The organism is Pseudarthrobacter sp. H2, from assembly GCF_050157045.1.
Classification (GTDB): domain Bacteria; phylum Actinomycetota; class Actinomycetes; order Actinomycetales; family Micrococcaceae; genus Arthrobacter.
The window spans coordinates 2236455-2252345 of sequence record NZ_CP189594.1; the positions used below are offsets into that span (position 1 = coordinate 2236455).

Here is a 15891-nt window from a genome sequence, read left to right on the forward strand (position 1 = left end):
GTGGACCACTTCACCCCCAGCACCGACCCCGTGCTGAACAGCGTGGCCTGGTCGGCCATCGTCGCCCTGCTGCCGCTGCTTACCTTCTTCATCCTGCTCGCCGTTGTAAAAACGAAGGCCTATGTTGCGGGCGCTTTCGCCCTTCTCGTGGCCCTCGTCGTGGGCATCGCTGCCTTCAACATGCCGCCGGCCCTGGCAATCCTCTCCGCCACCCAGGGCGGCGTCTTCGGCGCCTTCCCCGTGCTGTGGATCGTCATCATGGCCGTCTGGCTCTACCACGTGACGGTGCTCAGCGGACGGTTCGAGGATCTGCGCAACGTGTTCGATGTGATCGGAGGGGGCGACGTCCGGCTGCAGGCGGTGCTGATCGCTTTCTGCTTCGGCGGCCTGCTCGAGGCCCTCGCAGGGTTCGGCGCACCTGTCGCGATTACCGCCACCATGCTGCTCGCACTGGGACTGCCGCCACTGCGCGCCGCCGCCGCCGTGCTGGTCGCCAACACAGCCCCGGTCGCGTTCGGCGCCATGGCCATCCCGATCACCACCGCGGCCGGCCTCACGGGACTGCACGCGACGGATATCGCCTCCGTCGTGGGCCGCCAGGCACCGCTGTTGGCAACCTTCGTTCCGCTGATCCTGCTCTTCATCCTCGATGGCCGCAAGGGCCTGAAAGACTGCTGGCCCGCCGGGCTCGTCGTCGGCTTCTCCTTCGCCATCGCGCAGTTCCTCTGCTCCAATTACTTCTCCTACGAGCTGACCGATATCGTCGCCTCGCTCGTAGGGCTCGGCGTGGCGGTGCTGTTCTTCCGCGTCTGGACACCCAAGGGCAGCATCGCTGCACGCGAGCGTCTCGCCGTGGCCTCCGGCGCCGCCGCCACGGAGAACGTGGACTCCACCCGCTCAGGAGGCTCGCGCAGGGCAGCGGCCGTGGTCACCACCGAGAAGCGCGCCTCCGGCGGCCTCACCCCGACGCGCACCTGGCTCGCCCTGTTCCCGTACTTCCTGGTGATAGTCATTTTCGGTATCGCAAAGCTGTGGAAATTCGGCGTGGATGTGCCCGCGTTCCTTGCCTCGACCGACATCAAGATCCCCTGGCCGATCCTGCACGATTCACTGGTTGACGCCGGGGGCAAACCCGTTTCTTCCACCATCTACTCGTTCCAGTGGCTTTCCACCCCCGGCACCCTGCTGCTGATCACCGGCATGATCGTCGCGTTCGTCTATTCGAAGTACGACGACGGCGGCCGCTACCAGCTCACGGTCGGCAACGCCGTCGTCGAAATCTGGCGGACCATCTTCAAGATGCGCTGGGCCGGACTGACGATCATCACCGTCCTCGCGCTTGCCTACGTTATGAACTTCTCCGGACAGACAGTATCAATCGGCACCTGGCTTGCCGGCACCGGCGCCTTCTTCGCGTTCCTCTCCCCGGTGCTCGGTTGGATCGGTACCGCAGTCACCGGCTCCGACACCTCCGCCAACGCGCTGTTCGCCAAGCTGCAGCAGACCGCCGGCCTGAAAGCCGGCATCGATCCGAACCTGCTCGTGGCCGGGAACACCACAGGCGGAGTCGTCGGCAAGCTCATCAGCCCGCAGAACCTGGCCATCGCGGCGACCTCCGTCGACCTCGACGGGCAGGAGTCGGTGCTTTTGCGTAAGGTGGTCGGGTGGAGCGTGGCTCTGCTGCTGGTGCTGTGTACCCTCATCTTCCTGCAATCCACCCCCGTCCTCAGCTGGATGCTGCCGTAGCATTCCGCCGACCTCCGCAATGAGGCGTGCGGGCCGGATCCCCGGCCCGCACGCCTTCGACGATCAGAAGGAAACGCCCATGGCCAGCGACGAATCATCAGCGGGCCGCCGCCGTAGCTACGATGCCCTCCTGGCGGACATCGAGGCGGACCTGCGCTCGGGCAAGATCAAGCTCGGGGACCGTCTTCCCGGCGAGCGCGCCCTGGCGGAAACCTACGGAATTTCGAGGGCGTCGGTGCGCGAGGCCATCCTGATCCTGGGCGCCATGGGCGTGATCCGCAGTTCCGTCGGGTCCGGACCCACGTCCGGCGCGATCGTCATTTCGGACCCCTCCGCGGGCCTCTCGTCCGCGCTGCGGCTGCATGTTGCCAGCAACCGGCTGCCGGTCGCGGACATCGTCCAGACCCGTATCCTGCTGGAGACCTGGACCGCCCAGACGGCGGCGGCCCGCCTCGATTCCGAGGAGGATCTACAGCATGCGGCCCATCTTCTCCAGGCCATGGACGACACTGAACTGGACCGGGAGGCCTTTTACGAGCTGGACGCCCGCTTCCATGTTGCCCTGAGTTCGCTGGCAGGCAACGCAGTGGTCGCCACCATGATGGAGTCCCTCAGCGGAGCCATCGTCGGTTACGTCAAGGACGCCGTCGACGCCATGGATTCGTGGCCCGAGGTCGTGTCCGTGTTGCGGAGCCAGCACCACGGCATCTTTGCTGCCTTCCAGGCACACGACGGCGAGCTCGCCGCCCGCCTGCTGCGCGAACATATCGAGTGGTTCCACCGGCAGGCGTCCCAGGCGCGCGCCGCGAAGGCCGCACTGCCGGAGTAGCCCCGTGGAATCAGCTGCGATTCACTGTGGCACTGATGCCCCGGTGCTGCCAAGATGGGCACTATGGGCACCCCGGGCCTGGCGACGCCTGCCCTGACCAACCCGGCCGTACTGCTTGTCATGGGCGTATCCGGTTCCGGTAAATCCACCGTTGCCGCCCTCCTTGCGGGGCGGCTCGGTTGGGCCTTCGAGGAAGGCGATGCCCTGCACCCCCAAACAAATATCGACAAAATGGCCCCGGGACATCCGCTCACTGATGGGGACAGATACCCCTGGCTGGAGAAGGTTGCCGAGTGGGTGGACCGGAGGCTGGATCATGGGGAGAACGGCGTCATCACCTGTTCGGCGCTCAAACGGTCTTACCGCAACATCATTAACCGCCGGGGCTCCGGCGTCGTCTTCGTTTTTCTGTCGGGGTCCCCCGAGACCATCAGCGCACGGCTGGCCGAACGCCACGGTCACTTTATGCCCCCGAGTATGTTGGCGAGCCAGTTCGCAGACCTCGAGGAACCGTCCCAGGATGAGCCCGGAATCCGGTTCGACGTCGGCCCGGCTCCAGGGGTGATTGCCCAACGAATCATGGACGAGTTCGGCCTGCGGCCGGGCGGAACGGGACGGGAACCGTGAACGGAATCTCCACCCTCAACAAGCCTTTCACGGGGGTCGCCACCGACAGCACCACAGACCTGATGAATCAACCATGGAACGGCCATGACACCCAGGTACTTGTCGTGGCAGCCGTCGGCATCGCGATCGTCGTCCTCCAGATCATCTGGGCGAAGATGCATGCCTTTCTGGCCCTGAGCATCGGGGCCCTCTTCGTCGGCATTGCCTCCGGTATCGCCCTGGACAAGGTGACCACCTCCTACGAGACTGGCGTCGGCGGGGTGCTGGGCTACGTCGGAGTCCTCATGGCACTGGGAGCCATGCTGGGCAAGCTGTTGGCCGATTCCGGCGGTGCGGACAAGATCGTGGACACACTTCTCCACGGCCGGCCTGCAACGCTGCCCTGGAAGATGGCGCTCATCGCCGGCATCATCGGTATCCCCATGTTTTTCGAGATCGGGCTCGTGCTGCTCATACCCGTCGTGATGCTCGCCGTGCACCGTTCCAAGGGCCCGGCGATGCTGCTTGGCATTCCAGCCCTGGCCGGCCTGTCGGTGCTCCACGGATTCATCCCGCCACACCCGGGCCCGCTGGCGGCGATCGGCATCCTGCATGCCAATGTCGGTGTGACTCTTGCCTTTGGCCTCCTTATAGCGGTTCCAACCGTCATCATCGCCGGTCCCTTGTTTGGCCGTCTCGCCGCCCGGATGGTGCCCATCGGCGCCGCTGGCGCCGGCCCGGCCGTCACCGTCGGATCCGGCGGGAACGCACAGCCGGCCGATCCCCAGGACCAAGGCACGGACCAGGGCACGCAGGCCGACAGGCCGCGCCGCGACGCGCCCCTGGGCAAGGCACAGGATTCGGAAGCCACGCGCAGCCCGTCCTTCACCTGGACCCTGGTCACCCTGCTGTCCCCGTTGGTGCTCATGCTGGTCAAAGCCGGGGCGGACATCTGGATGGACAAAGGGGCTGCGCTGCGGCCCTTGCTGGACTTCATTGGCGATCCGGTCTTCGCGCTGCTCGTGGCGGTGCTGCTGGCCATGGTCACTTTCGGTACAAGAGTGGGCTTCTCCGCGTCGACTCTGACGAAGAAGATTGGCCAGAGCCTGTTGCCGATTGTCGGGGTCATGCTCATTGTCGGCGCAGGCGGCGGCTTCAAGCAGGTCCTGGTCGACGGCGGTACCGGAACCGCGATCGCCAAGATCGCCGTGGCTGCCAGTCTGTCGGCTCTGGTGCTGGGGTGGATTATCGCGGTGCTGATCCCCGTCTCGCCACAGGCTCGGCGACCGTGGCTACCGTGACGGCCGCCGGCATCATCGCACCCTTGGCAACCGGTCTGACGCCGGCTCAGTTGGCGCTGGTTGTGCTCGCCATCGGTGCCGGATCGCTGTTCTTCTCCCATGTCAACGATGCCGGCTTTTGGCTGGTCAAGGAATACTTCGGGCTGACCGTCGGGCAAACGATCAAGACCTGGTCGGTCATGGAAACCATAATCTCCGTCGTGGGATTCGGATTCACACTGCTGCTGTCCGCTTTCGTCTGATCGATGCACTCGCCAGGCCTTACCTCTGGTCCCCCGGTCCTCCCCCTTGGGACATCCAGTAGTCGTTGATGGCCTGCACGGCCTGCTCCTTCGTCATCCGGGCAACGTCTCCCTCGTCCAGTCCGGCAGTGTGGGTGAGCTGCCAGACCAGCGCCAGGGGAAGGGCCGATGCGGGCACCGGCGCCGCGCCGCGTGCCGGCAGCAACCCGTCATCGACGCAAGCCCAGAACTCATCGTCGCCGACCACGAGCTGGTCCTGGAGGATGTGGTTCCAGATCGACGGCGAATACGTGGTGCGGTCGACCGGCCGCGAAATCCGGGTCCGCAGGATCCGCCCGTCGGGCAGGACCAGCCGGTACGTTGCGTGGTGCCGCACGGGCTTCCCGCGGGCATTCACCACCAACTCCCAGTGCCCGGTCAGGCAGAACCTCTCGTGGTCGTCCCGTCCACCCAGGCGGCGGATGCTCACGCCACGGAACCGGTGAGCCAGTCGGTCAGCTGCCCATCGGTGGACAGGCCGATGAGCTGGACCAGTGCCCAGTTCTCCCGGTGGTTGGGCGCGGCCTGCAAATGGTCTTCCCAATCCTCGGCATAATCTCGCAACGCGTCCACAAAGTCCGCCAGGGCCTCCCCCAGTTCCGTGGCCTCAGCGGCAAACGGCCGCCCCGGCATGAAGACGGCCCAGGCGCCATCCTCGTTCACGACCTGAACGTTCGCCACGACTGTCAGTTCCAGGTACCGGCGCAGGCTCTCGCCGTTGACGACGGCGGCGGGGGCACGGTCGGGGCGGCGGATCGTTGACAGCCCGCCCCGTTCGCTGGAATCCAGGATTGCCTTCAACGAATCCCGCGCCTGCGTGAACCCGTAGGTGCGTCCGCCGGCGGTTTCGTGTGCGGGGGTGCTCATGTCTTCCATCATCCGCACGTACACCACGTACGTCAAGTACCTTGATGCCGTGCTTCCTGGTCTGCACCGGTCCCGGACGGCCACTTGAATTCAGATGTTGACCGAGCCGAGCTGCTCCGGGCGTCCGAAAGTCTGGGGCATGGCCCGGGCGGCGTCCCTCAGCGTCTGCTGAAAACCGACCATCGCCGGCGTCGGCTTCCGCGCCTTGAGCTGTCCGAGCAGAATCCGGCGGACCGGCACGGGAGTCCGCGGGTCCAGCGGCACCAGCCGGACGTCGTCGCGCAGGTTTGTGAGCGACAACCGGGGGGCGAGGGCCACGCCAAGTCCTGCCGCCACCATTGCCTGCGCCTCCTGATAGTCGTGGGCGTCATAGGAGATGTCCGGCGCGAACCCCGCCGCGTGGCAGCTCCTGGTCAGCACGTCCGCCACGGGGTGCCCGTCCGCACGGATGATCCAGCGGGCGGCAGCGAGTGAACTGAGATCCACCGGGCCGCTGCGCCCCACATCGCTGCTCGCCGCCACTACAAGGACGGTTGGATCGTCCACGAGCTTTTCAGTCTCGATCTCCTCGTCCATGAATGGACTCCAGTCGTACTCCCATAGGAGGGCCAGCTCCACTTCGCGCATCAGCAGCAGTTCGCGCAGGGGGTCCCTCAGCGCGCTCCTGACGGACACGGAAACGGCCGGATGCTCCCTGGCGAACTGGGTCAGAACCAACGGCAGGATCGATGAGGATGCCGTGGGGAAGGACCCTATCCGGAGGCTCCCGGCCCGCAGCCCGCTCAGTGCCTCAAGATCGGACTGGGCGCCCGCCAGCTCGCGCCGAATGGCCTGCGCCCGGGCCACGAGGGCCGCCCCCGCATCGGTCAGGACCACGCCGCGGGCATGCCGCTCGAACAAGGTCTGGCCGGCCTCGGCCTCGAGCCGGCGCATTTGTTGGGAGACCGCGGACGTCGTGTACATCATCGCTTCGGCGGCCGCAGTCAGTGATCCGTACTCGGCAATTTCAGCCAGCAGGAAGAGGCGGCGAACATCAAGGTCCATGACAAAGAGTGTAGTTGAAGTTAAGCCAGGCAAAGAAAATGAACATTGTGCTCAACGCTTCCGGAACCGAAAGTAGATATGACCGAGGCCACACAGGCGCCGTGGCGGCCCGGACAACAACTACTTTCGAAACGAGAATCCATTGAGAATCCCAGCAACCCTGGTCAGGGGTGGAACAAGCAAATGCTGGCTGTTCGACGGCAAGGATGTCCCGGAGTCGAGGGACCAGATCGAAGCCATCCTGATCGACACCTTCAACGCCGCCGACCCCCGTCAGATCGACGGCGTCGGCGGGGCCACGTCCACGACCTCCAAGGCGGCCGTCGTCTCGGCAGCCTCCGATGACGACGTTGATGTTGACTACCTCTTCGCACAGGTCGGCATCGGCGACGGCCGCGTCGAGTGGGGCAGTAATTGCGGCAACTGTGCGACGGCCATTGCCCTCTACGCGGTGAGCCACGGTTTTGTGCGGGCCACACCGGGATCCACCCTCGTCCGGATGCGCAACCTGAACACCGGCACACGGCTCGAAGCCGACGTCGCCACCCCGGGCGGGAAACTGCCGGCCTTTGGCGACGCGCAGGTGCCGGGCACGCTGGCCACGGGAGTCCCTGTCACCCTGGCATTCCTCGACGCCGCGGGCGGCAGCACCGGTTCCGCGCTGCCCACCGGACATGCACGGGAAGAACTGGCCGTCGCCGGCCGGCGCTACCTGGTCTCCATGATCGATGCCGGAGCGCCGATGGTTCTGGTGGCGGCCGAAAGCCTCGGCCTCACCGGAACCGAGAGCCTGGCTGAGCTCTCGGAGTTCGTGCCCCTGCTCACCGACATCCGAAGCGCTGCCGCCGTGCGCATGGGGCTGAGGGCCGCCGGCTCACCGGTTGACCATGCGGTGCCTAAGGTGGGGATCGTTGGCCCGGCTACGGATTTCGTCACCGCCGGGGGCCAGCACATCAGCGGCTCGGCCTACGACGTCTCCATCCGGACCCTCTCCATGCACGCCCCGCACCCGGCAATCGGGCTGACGTCCGCCGTCGGCATCGCCGCCGCTGCCCTCACCCCAGGCACCGTGGTCAACACCGCCCTCGCGGAACGGGCGATTCACACAGCGCCCGACGCCGCCACCCATCTCCGGATCGGCACCGCCGCCGGCATCATCGCCACCGTCGCCACCGTGGACCCGTTCGGGCGGCCCGCCCGGATCGGACTCGAGCGGGCCGCCCGCGTTATCAGCGAATCCATCATCTTCACCCGCGAGACCGCCAATGTGCGGGCCAGCGCCTGACCGCGCAAAATAGACCAAGACAAAGGAGTCGGAAAATGAAAGTCACTTTGGAGAACATCGACCTGAAATACGGCGATGCCTACGCCGTCAAAGGCGTCAACGCCGAAATCGAGGACGGGCACTCCCTGGTGCTGCTGGGCAAGTCAGGCTGCGGCAAGACCAGCACCATGCGCTGCATCGCCGGACTTGAAACTCCCGTCCGCGGCCGGATCACCATCGGGGACCAGGTGGTGTTCGACAGCGAAAGGAACATCAACGTCCCCTCCCACAAACGCAACGTGGGCATGGTGTTCCAGTCCTACGCCGTGTGGCCGCACCGGACCATCTTCGAAAACGTCGCCTTTCCGCTCCAAATGAAAAAACTGGGCAAGAAGGAGATCACCGAGCGCGTCGACGAGGCACTGCAACTGGTCGGCCTGGACGGGTTCCAGAAGCGCGGCGCCAGCCTCCTCTCCGGCGGCCAGATGCAGCGGGTGGCCTTGGCCCGCAGCCTGGTGATGCGTCCCAGTGTCCTGCTGCTGGACGAGCCCCTCTCCAACCTTGATGCCAGACTCCGCGACCGCCTGCGGATCGAACTCCGTGCCCTGCAGCAGAAACTCAATCTCACCTGCGTCTACGTCACCCACGACCAGGGCGAAGCCCTGGCCCTCGCGGACCGGATCGCATTGATGCAGAACGGAAAACTCGCCCAGGTGGGAAGCCCCGGCGAAATCTACGAAAACCCGGCCAGCGCCTCAATCGCGGACTTTCTGGGTGTCACGAATATCTTCCCGGTGCAGAAGAACGGCCACCCCGGCACCTACAAGATGGCGGAGCACCGGCTCGAACTGTCCACTGCCGAATACACCCTGGACGGTGACGCCATCAAGGCCTGCATCCGTCCGGAAGACGTCATCGTCTCCCCGCAGCGGCCGGACACGGACTCCAACAACTGGGCCGGGGAGGTCTCGGTGGCCAGCTACCAGGGCTCGAACGTGCGCTACCTGATCGAGCTCGACGGCGGCCCCTCCATCGAGGCCCTCGTTTCCCGCCGGGACGGCCCGGCGGCCGGAAAAGGCAACCATGTCTGGGTTACGGCCAGCCCGTCCGATATCCAGATCCTGCCTGCCGAGGTGGCCTGATGTCGGCCGCAACTACAGAACTCCGCAAGCGGTCAGACGAGCGCCCCGGCACGCCGCCCGGTTTGCAGCCCGGTCCGCAACCCGGACGGCGGATCGGCGGCCGGCTCGGCGGTCCGCTCGGCCAGCAGTTCCGGAAGTCGATGCCCACCTGGCTGATGCTGGCCCTGCTGGCCATTCTGATCCTCATGCCCATGGCCCTGATCCTGTTCTCTGCGTTCAGCAGCTCCACGCCGCGGCCAGGTTCGATCGGAGTCAGCGGGCTGACGCTGGAGAACTTCAAGGTCCTCGCCTCCCACCAGTCCGTGACGGCACTGACGAATTCCCTGGTTGTCGCAACCTCCTCCTCGGTGTTGGCCATGTTCATTGGCGCAACCCTGGCTTTCCTGACAGCCAGAACCAACATCTGGGGCAAGGCGGTCATCTACTTCATCGGCATCGCCCCGATGTTCCTGCCATCGCTGGTGGGCGCACTCGCGTGGTCCCTTCTGGCCGGGCCCGCCACTGGCTACCTGAACCTGCTCACCCGCGGGATCGGCCTGGGCAACCTCTTCAATGTCTACACGATGCCCGGCCTGATCTTCGTGCTTGCCCTGTACTATGCCCCCTACGCGTTCCTGCTGATCCACGGCGCCATGACCCTCATGAACCCTGATCTGGAGGAAGCCGCCAGCGTCCACGGCGGCTCCCTCGGCAAGATCCTGAGCACCGTAACCTTTCCTCTGGTCACCCCGGCAATTCTCGGTTCCGGCGTACTGATCTTTGCCCTGACCATGGAAAACTTTCCCGTCGCACAGATGATCGGCACCCCCGGTCAGATTGAAACGCTTCCCACGTTCATCTACCGCCTGATGAACTCCGCCCCCGCGAGGGGCAACGAAGCCGCTGCGGTCGCAGTAGTCCTGACCGTAGTGCTGATAGCCGTCACCGCCATCCAGCAGCGCGTGGTGATGAAAAGGAACTTCACCACCGTGTCCGGCAAGGGCATGAAGCCCCGCATGATGGACATCGGCAAGCTCCGCGGCGTGGGCCTGGCGTTCGCCCTGGTGTATTTCGCCCTGGCAATCGTGCTGCCGGTGGTGGCTTTGCTGTTGGCCTCACTGCAGTCCTCGCCCTATGTCTCCAACCTCGGCCAGCTTTTTGGCGAAGATGCGCTCTCCTTCTGGTCGCTCCTCCAGACGCTGCAGTCCGCCACCTTCCTGGACGCGGCACGGAACAGCGTGATGGTGGCCGTCTGCGTCGCCGTCCTGGGTGCCGCGCTGGCGTTCTACCTCAGCTACATCGTGTACAGGACCAAAACCCCTGGCCGGAAGAGCCTGGAATTCGTGGCGATGCTCCCGCTCGCCGTGCCCGCGATCGTCATGGGCCTGGGCCTTCTCTGGACCTGGCTGGTATTGCCGCTTCCCGTATATGGAACCATCGTGGTGCTGATTATCGCCTTCATTGCGATCTACCTGCCCCAGGGCTACCGGGGCATGTCCGCCAGCATCCTGCAGGTGGACAAGGACCTGGAGGACAGCGCCGTGCTGCTGGGCTCTACCCGGGCCCGTGCGGTGTCCTATGTGACGCTGCCGCTGATGAAGACGGGCGTCATGTCCACCGTCCTGCTGCTGCTCATGCTGGCGATGCGGGAACTGTCCGCCGCCCTGTTCCTTTTCACCTCGAACACCCGGCTGCTGGCGATTGTGGTCTTTGACAACTACGACAACGGCGCGCTGCGCTCCGCAGCCTCGACCAGTCTGCTCTACATCCTGGTCATCCTGGCCCTGGTCGTCATCGCGAAGGCCTTTGGCGCCCGCGCAACCAACGGAGAAGCACGATGAAAAACATCTTCAAGACAACGGCATCGGTGCTTGCCGCCGCCGCGTTGGCCGTCACGGCGGGCGCCTGCAGCGCCCCCAGGACCGTGACGCTGGTCAGCAAGGCCGAATCCCTCGCCGCGGCATCCGAACTCGTGATCAACGGCCAGACCGTGGCCGACAAGGACCTGTTCGCCAGGGCCAAGGCCGAAGGATCCATCAGCCTCTACAGCGGCTACGTGGAAAACAGCGAGAAGGAAGTCATCAAGGCCTTCACCCAGGACACCGGCATCAAGGTGAACCTGGTCCGTCTGGTACCCAACCGCTTGCTGGAGCGCGTGCTCAGTGAGCAGGGCGCCAAGAAGCTGGGGGCGGACGTCATCCGCACCTCCGAGTTCTCTTCGGTGTCCGCCATGAGCAAGGCCGGCGCCTTCACGCCACACAAGGTCCCCAACTTCGGCCAGTTGGATGACACCGTGAAGTACGACGGCGGGAAGTTCTACAGGGTCTTCGACCCGGCCTTCACCTTCGCCTACAACACGGCCCTGGTCAGCGAAGCGGACGCGCCGAAGTCCTGGCAGGATCTGCTGGACCCCAAGTGGAAGGGCAAGATCGGCACCACCCAGGTGGGCGCCGGCGGCAGCTCCGCATCCCTCGTGCGCTTCCAGCTCGACGCCCTCGGCGAGGACTATCTCAAGGGGTACGCAGCGCAGCAGCCGCGGATCTTCGATTCCTCCGGCGCACAGCAGGAAAGCCTGTCCCGCGGTGAAATCCAGGTGGCCACAGCCGTGGTCAGCAGCGTGAACATCGCGGCAAACAACAACGCGCCGGTCAAGTTTGTGGTCCCCAAGGAGGGTTTCGCGCTCTACGACTACTTCCTGGGCATGACCCCCACGGCGCAGCACCCCGCCGCCGCACAGGTGTTCATGAACTGGAACCTCAGCAAGCGCGGAGCCAGTGTCTTTTCCCAAATCGGCGAGTACCCGGCCGATTCGACGGCCCCGGCTCCCAAGGTAATGGATGTCCAGCTTCCGGCCATGAACACCGGGCTTCCCCATCGCGGGACGCCCGAGGACCTGGCCAGCCACGGCAAGGAAGACCAGGCGATCTGGAACCGGATCTTCGGCTACATCGGCTGAATCCCCGCAGACTGCAGCGGGGCGGCCATGGCGGTCACTCGGATCGCCGACTAATCGCAACGACGGCCGCCCCGCTGTTTCAACACCTCTGGGCAACAACGATCCCGCAGTTTTAGGTCAGCGCCGGACTGGCCCGAGTTGCGGGCTTGGGATCCGGCACGAGTAGCCGCTCCCGAGGTTGGACTGCGCCAAGAGCCCCGGCACCCCGCCAGGGGGATCCATGTGGACAGCGTCCACAGCCTTAAAAGCAAAAACCCCTCTGACGAGATTACCTGCCGTCCTCGAATGCCCCGGGTTCCTGAGGCCCGAGTGGACCGTAGGAGTCCTCTGCGACCAGTTAAGCCGTCACCGCCCCTCGACCGGGGCTGCGACCAGCGTCGCTCCCAGGGCACTGTCCAGGCCCCAGACGATCTCTCGAATGTCCGGCGTTGCCGGACGTGTCCCCAGAGGCAACCATGGAGGGGTGACGGGTGTTTAACTACCGCCACAATGCAAAGGGAGGCTTCGTCATGCTGCGCCTGGATGCCATTGATCTGGGAGATCTCGCCATGGCACTTGAATACCATTTCATGGACTACGGCACATTCTTTTGGCTGGATCCAGAAACTGGGCAGATCGATCTGTGGAGCGAGGAAGTGGCCGACGAAACCGGCGAAACCGTGGAAGACCTTGATGGGCGTGGAGGCATCCGCATCGACCCCGTCGAATCACATGTGGCGTATCGGGACATGGAGGTGTTCGCCTCCAATGCCCGGGACCAGGGCCAGCGGGAACGCCTTGAGCGGGCCATCAACGGCCACCGTCCATTCCGGCATTTCAAGGACGCCTTGCAGCTGTTTCCCGGGCTGGAAGCGGAATGGTATGAATTCCACGACGCCGTCATGAAGAGGCGGGCCATTGAATGGCTGGCCGACAATGACCTGGTGGACGAGGCAGAGGCCGAGGCCGCCATCAGAGCGATGCAGGAACCCGTGTAGTCCACTGGGGCAAATCCGGTGTTCTGCGCCTACCCCGGCACCGTCGGCCTTGCCTTGGGTGCGAGATCCATGGTTGTCAGGCGCAGCCAGAGCCAGAGCCGCTTCTGCGGGTCGTCCAGATCGATATCAAAGTCCTTGGCCAAGCGTGCTACCCGATAGCGGACGGTGTTGTTGTGCACGTGGAGGCGTGCCGCCATCGTCGAGATGTTTCCGTTCGAAGCCAGGTAGGCCCGCAGGGTGTCCAGATAGTCGGTTTGCTGTTCGGCGTCATGGGCCTGGATCCTTGCGATGTCGTCGAGATCGGCAAGTCCGTTGTCATCGATGAATGCCCCGATTTTCAAGAGATTCAGCGGGATTCGGTGGTCCTCGAAAAGCCCGGTGGCGGGGACCCGCCCGCCACTGGTACCCGGCATGGCCGAGTGCCGGTGGAGTAGAAACTGCAGCGTTTGCAGCGCTTCAGACCTGGATCCGGGCAGGTCCTCCACACGGGACGCGATGCCTCCCACGGCGGCGATGACCGGGTAGGAGCTGATCGTGTGGGCGTACGCCCCGATTTCCTGGACTACGCGCCGATGCACGGACCTGGGGTGGTTCCCTCGCAGGGCAGGAGGGCATAGACGACCGAGCCAATCAGTGCACTGTGGCTCGTGTTGAACTGGAGGTTGCAAACGGTCGTGACAAGGTGCAGCAGCCGGTGGATTTCACGCACCGACTCCAGGCTCCCGGTTTCGGGGCGGACGATTGAAAAAGCCGCGACCGCGAGCCCGTGGGCTGGATCGAGCCCGAGCTGGGCAGCGGCAAAGGAAGCGTGGATGGTGTCGTCCATGAGCGTGCGGATCAAGTCCCCGTTCCGGCGTTCCCCGAAATCGGACGCCGAACGGGCATGGAGCATGTGCAGCCCGGCCAGTGGCGCCGTCCTGTCGAGCGCGTCCAGGGCCGCCTCCCGCTTGTCGTCGCCGGGGTCAATGATCCAGATCGAGCCAAGCAGTTCGCCGCCGAACCGCACCGCAAGGGCCAGTCTGGCCATCTCATCATCTACGGCAGGGATCAGCACCGCTTCCGCGGATGCATAGACGATCTTGAAATCTGTATCGAACGCCGGCGGCTTGGTCTCCTGCAGGGAGAGGGTGGTGACCCGGCGCAATTCGTCGATGGGCCGGCCCGGCAGGGTCGAATATCCCAGCACCCGACCGAGCGGATCCACGATGCTGGCTGCGCCGCTGGTGATGGACGCGGCAGCGTTGGCGAAGGCGTAGAGGTCCCCGAGCCGGACCCCCGAGACGGAATCCACGGCCGCACCCATGACCGATGCCCTGGCCAGTGCCACGAGCCGCGTCCAATCCGCATTGTCGGGTGCAACGAGGACAGCGAGGCTGTTGCGGACCGCGGCGGAGCGCAGCTGCTCCAGGGACGCCCCGTGGGCCTTGACGATCACTGCGGCCGCGTTGCTGTTCGAGGCGCGGTGAAGAAGCTGGTCAAAATCCGGCGAACCGCAGGTAGTTCCGACAGCCAGGATGATCCGGCCATCGATGCTCGTCCATTCGTCCATGGGGTCATACATGAGGACGTCCGAGACGGGATGCCCGAGGTTTTCCGGCGTGGGATTGGCGTGCACAAGATCGGCCTGTATGAGCTGGATGCAATCAGACAACCGCACCGCCGCAGCATTCTGGTCGGGCTCCGCACGATGCTGTTCCGCTGAATCCATGAGTGGACGATATCCTGTTCGGTCCGGGACCGAGCAACTGCTATCCGGAAGTGACGGCGGCGTTGGCGCATCCGGTGATCGGGCACCTGGATCCGGTCTTCATCGAACGGCTGGACAACACCTGCGAGGGCCTCCGCACGGTCTGGGGGACCAAAAATGCCCGCACGCTGCCCTTGAGCGCCACCGGTTCCGGCGGCATGGAAGCGGCTTTCGTGAACACAGTGGCCGACGGCGATGTGGCAGTGATCGCCGTCAACGGCCTCTTCAGCGAGCGCATGTGTGAGGTGGCCCGCCGCTGCGGCGCGACCGTGGTTCGTGTCGACCACGACTGGGGCACGCCCATCGACGCCGAACGCGTTCTGACGGCCCACCCGCGGCCGAAGGTGATCGCGGCGGTCCACGCCGAAACCTCAACTGGAGTACTGTCCGACGTCGCATCGCTCGGGCAGAACAAGGGGGATGCGCTGCTCATTGTGGACGCCGTGACGTCCATCGGCGGGCTGGAACTCCTTGCGGACGACTGGGGAATCGACGTCGGCTACGCCGGCACCCAGAAATGCCTCGGCGTGCCGCCGGGGTTATTGCCCTTCACAGTGTCGGGTAGGGCCTTCGAGCGAAGGATTGAGAATCCCCGCTCCTGGTACTTGGACATCGGCCTGCTCGGCGGTTACATCGGGGCCGCCGGCGGCAGCGGCCGGACCTACCATCACACGGCGCCGGTCACCATGATCGCCGGTCTCGAGGCGGGTTTGCACAGGATCCTGGCCGAGGGACTGGATGCGGTCCAGGCGCGCCACCGCGCGGCAGGGGCTGCGTTGCAGGCAGGGCTCCAGGAGATGGGTCTTGAGCTGTTCGCGGCCGAGGGCCACCGGCTGCCCAGCCTTACCAGCGTCAAGGTCCCGGACGGTGTCGACTCAGCGGCCGTACGGCGCTATCTTCTGGAGCATTTCAGCATCGAGATCGGCTCCGGGGCGGGCAGCTATGCATCCAGCGTCTGGCGGATCGGAATGATGGGCCCCAACGCCAATGCCGCGTCAGTGACTCTGGTGCTGGGGGCCCTCAAGGAAGCCATCGCCTCTGCGTAGCCACAGACTCTCCGAGAAAACACCGATTCGAGCGCCTCCGCACACAGGCACCGAATACCGCGCCGCCAAGGCCGAGGACGATGGTGGCCGCGTCAGCCTGGAAGAG

Annotated in this window: 16 protein-coding genes; 11 read left to right on the forward strand and 5 right to left on the reverse strand. The window is 65.1% G+C overall.

Going from position 1 to position 15891, the window contains the following annotated elements:
- The 5 genes from ACQCSZ_RS10575 (at position 1) to ACQCSZ_RS10595 (ending at position 4724) form a co-directional block, all read left to right on the forward strand.
- Positions 1-1746, forward strand: a complete 1746-nt coding sequence (locus ACQCSZ_RS10575; protein WP_427007944.1) for an L-lactate permease — start codon at positions 1-3, stop codon at positions 1744-1746.
- Positions 1747-1825: 79 nt separating this feature from the next.
- A complete protein-coding gene (locus ACQCSZ_RS10580; RefSeq protein ID WP_427007945.1) occupies positions 1826-2575 on the forward strand; it encodes a FadR/GntR family transcriptional regulator in 750 nt (249 codons plus the stop codon).
- A 63-nt stretch (positions 2576-2638) separates the two neighbouring features.
- Positions 2639-3202 carry a gluconokinase gene (locus ACQCSZ_RS10585; protein WP_427007946.1) on the forward strand — a complete coding sequence of 188 codons (564 nt, stop codon included), beginning with the start codon at positions 2639-2641 and terminating at the stop codon, positions 3200-3202.
- Positions 3199-4482, forward strand: coding sequence for a gluconate transporter (locus ACQCSZ_RS10590; RefSeq protein ID WP_427007947.1), 1284 nt, complete (start codon positions 3199-3201; stop codon positions 4480-4482). Before ACQCSZ_RS10585 ends, ACQCSZ_RS10590 begins: the two co-directional genes overlap by 4 nt.
- Entirely contained in the window at positions 4479-4724 is a 246-nt protein-coding gene (locus tag ACQCSZ_RS10595; protein ID WP_427007948.1) for a hypothetical protein, read from the forward strand. The genes ACQCSZ_RS10590 and ACQCSZ_RS10595 overlap by 4 nt, the downstream gene beginning before the upstream one ends.
- A 19-nt stretch (positions 4725-4743) precedes the next feature.
- On the opposite strand, the gene ACQCSZ_RS10600 is transcribed toward ACQCSZ_RS10595, so the two are convergent.
- The 3 genes from ACQCSZ_RS10600 to ACQCSZ_RS10610 form a co-directional block, all read right to left on the reverse strand.
- Positions 4744-5193, reverse strand: a complete 450-nt coding sequence (locus ACQCSZ_RS10600) for a cytotoxic translational repressor of toxin-antitoxin stability system (protein WP_427007949.1) — start codon at positions 5191-5193, stop codon at positions 4744-4746.
- Positions 5190-5630, reverse strand: a complete 441-nt coding sequence (locus tag ACQCSZ_RS10605) for a hypothetical protein (RefSeq protein ID WP_427007950.1) — start codon at positions 5628-5630, stop codon at positions 5190-5192. Before ACQCSZ_RS10605 ends, ACQCSZ_RS10600 begins: the two co-directional genes overlap by 4 nt.
- Positions 5631-5720: 90 nt before the next feature.
- A complete protein-coding gene (locus tag ACQCSZ_RS10610; RefSeq protein WP_427007951.1) occupies positions 5721-6674 on the reverse strand; it encodes a LysR family transcriptional regulator in 954 nt (317 codons plus the stop codon).
- 142 nt (positions 6675-6816) lie between these two features.
- On the opposite strand from ACQCSZ_RS10610, the gene ACQCSZ_RS10615 reads away from it, so the two are divergent.
- From ACQCSZ_RS10615 to ACQCSZ_RS10635, 5 genes are all read left to right on the forward strand, one after another.
- Positions 6817-7959: a PrpF domain-containing protein gene (locus tag ACQCSZ_RS10615; RefSeq protein ID WP_427007952.1), complete on the forward strand. Its 1143-nt coding sequence runs from the start codon at positions 6817-6819 to the stop codon at positions 7957-7959.
- Between the two features lie 35 nt (positions 7960-7994).
- Positions 7995-9080: an ABC transporter ATP-binding protein gene (locus ACQCSZ_RS10620; RefSeq protein ID WP_427007953.1), complete on the forward strand. Its 1086-nt coding sequence runs from the start codon at positions 7995-7997 to the stop codon at positions 9078-9080.
- Complete coding sequence (locus ACQCSZ_RS10625) at positions 9080-10900, forward strand: ABC transporter permease (RefSeq protein WP_427007954.1); 1821 nt, start codon at positions 9080-9082, stop codon at positions 10898-10900. The genes ACQCSZ_RS10620 and ACQCSZ_RS10625 overlap by 1 nt, the downstream gene beginning before the upstream one ends.
- A complete protein-coding gene (locus ACQCSZ_RS10630) occupies positions 10897-12015 on the forward strand; it encodes an ABC transporter substrate-binding protein (RefSeq protein ID WP_427007955.1) in 1119 nt (372 codons plus the stop codon). Before ACQCSZ_RS10625 ends, ACQCSZ_RS10630 begins: the two co-directional genes overlap by 4 nt.
- 470 nt (positions 12016-12485) lie before the next feature.
- Entirely contained in the window at positions 12486-12992 is a 507-nt protein-coding gene (locus tag ACQCSZ_RS10635; protein WP_427007956.1) for a UPF0158 family protein, read from the forward strand.
- Positions 12993-13021: 29 nt separating this feature from the next.
- Here the strand turns inward: ACQCSZ_RS10635 and ACQCSZ_RS10640 are convergent, their stop codons facing one another.
- Entirely contained in the window at positions 13022-13570 is a 549-nt protein-coding gene (locus ACQCSZ_RS10640; protein ID WP_427007957.1) for a PucR family transcriptional regulator, read from the reverse strand.
- Positions 13555-14700, reverse strand: coding sequence for a hypothetical protein (locus ACQCSZ_RS10645; protein WP_427007958.1), 1146 nt, complete (start codon positions 14698-14700; stop codon positions 13555-13557). Before ACQCSZ_RS10645 ends, ACQCSZ_RS10640 begins: the two co-directional genes overlap by 16 nt.
- Before the next feature lie 2 nt (positions 14701-14702).
- Between ACQCSZ_RS10645 and ACQCSZ_RS10650 the strand changes: the two genes are divergently transcribed.
- The gene (locus ACQCSZ_RS10650) at positions 14703-15785 is read left to right on the forward strand and encodes a pyridoxal-phosphate-dependent aminotransferase family protein (RefSeq protein WP_427007959.1); all 1083 of its coding nucleotides are present in this window, start codon (positions 14703-14705) and stop codon (positions 15783-15785) included.
- Positions 15786-15891 lie beyond the last annotated feature (106 nt).

Excerpts from the sequence above, each read along its gene's own strand:
- ACQCSZ_RS10580 (WP_427007945.1), top strand. The coding sequence starts at position 1,826 with ATGGCCAGCGACGAATCATCAGCGGGCCGCCGCCGTAGCTACGATGCC.
- ACQCSZ_RS10585 (WP_427007946.1), top strand. The coding sequence starts at position 2,639 with ATGGGCACCCCGGGCCTGGCGACGCCTGCCCTGACCAACCCGGCCGTA.
- ACQCSZ_RS10605 (WP_427007950.1), bottom strand. The coding sequence starts at position 5,630 with ATGAGCACCCCCGCACACGAAACCGCCGGCGGACGCACCTACGGGTTC.
- ACQCSZ_RS10610 (WP_427007951.1), bottom strand. The coding sequence starts at position 6,674 with ATGGACCTTGATGTTCGCCGCCTCTTCCTGCTGGCTGAAATTGCCGAG.
- ACQCSZ_RS10620 (WP_427007953.1), top strand. The coding sequence starts at position 7,995 with ATGAAAGTCACTTTGGAGAACATCGACCTGAAATACGGCGATGCCTAC.
- ACQCSZ_RS10625 (WP_427007954.1), top strand. The coding sequence starts at position 9,080 with ATGTCGGCCGCAACTACAGAACTCCGCAAGCGGTCAGACGAGCGCCCC.
- ACQCSZ_RS10630 (WP_427007955.1), top strand. The coding sequence starts at position 10,897 with ATGAAAAACATCTTCAAGACAACGGCATCGGTGCTTGCCGCCGCCGCG.
- ACQCSZ_RS10645 (WP_427007958.1), bottom strand. The coding sequence starts at position 14,700 with ATGGATTCAGCGGAACAGCATCGTGCGGAGCCCGACCAGAATGCTGCG.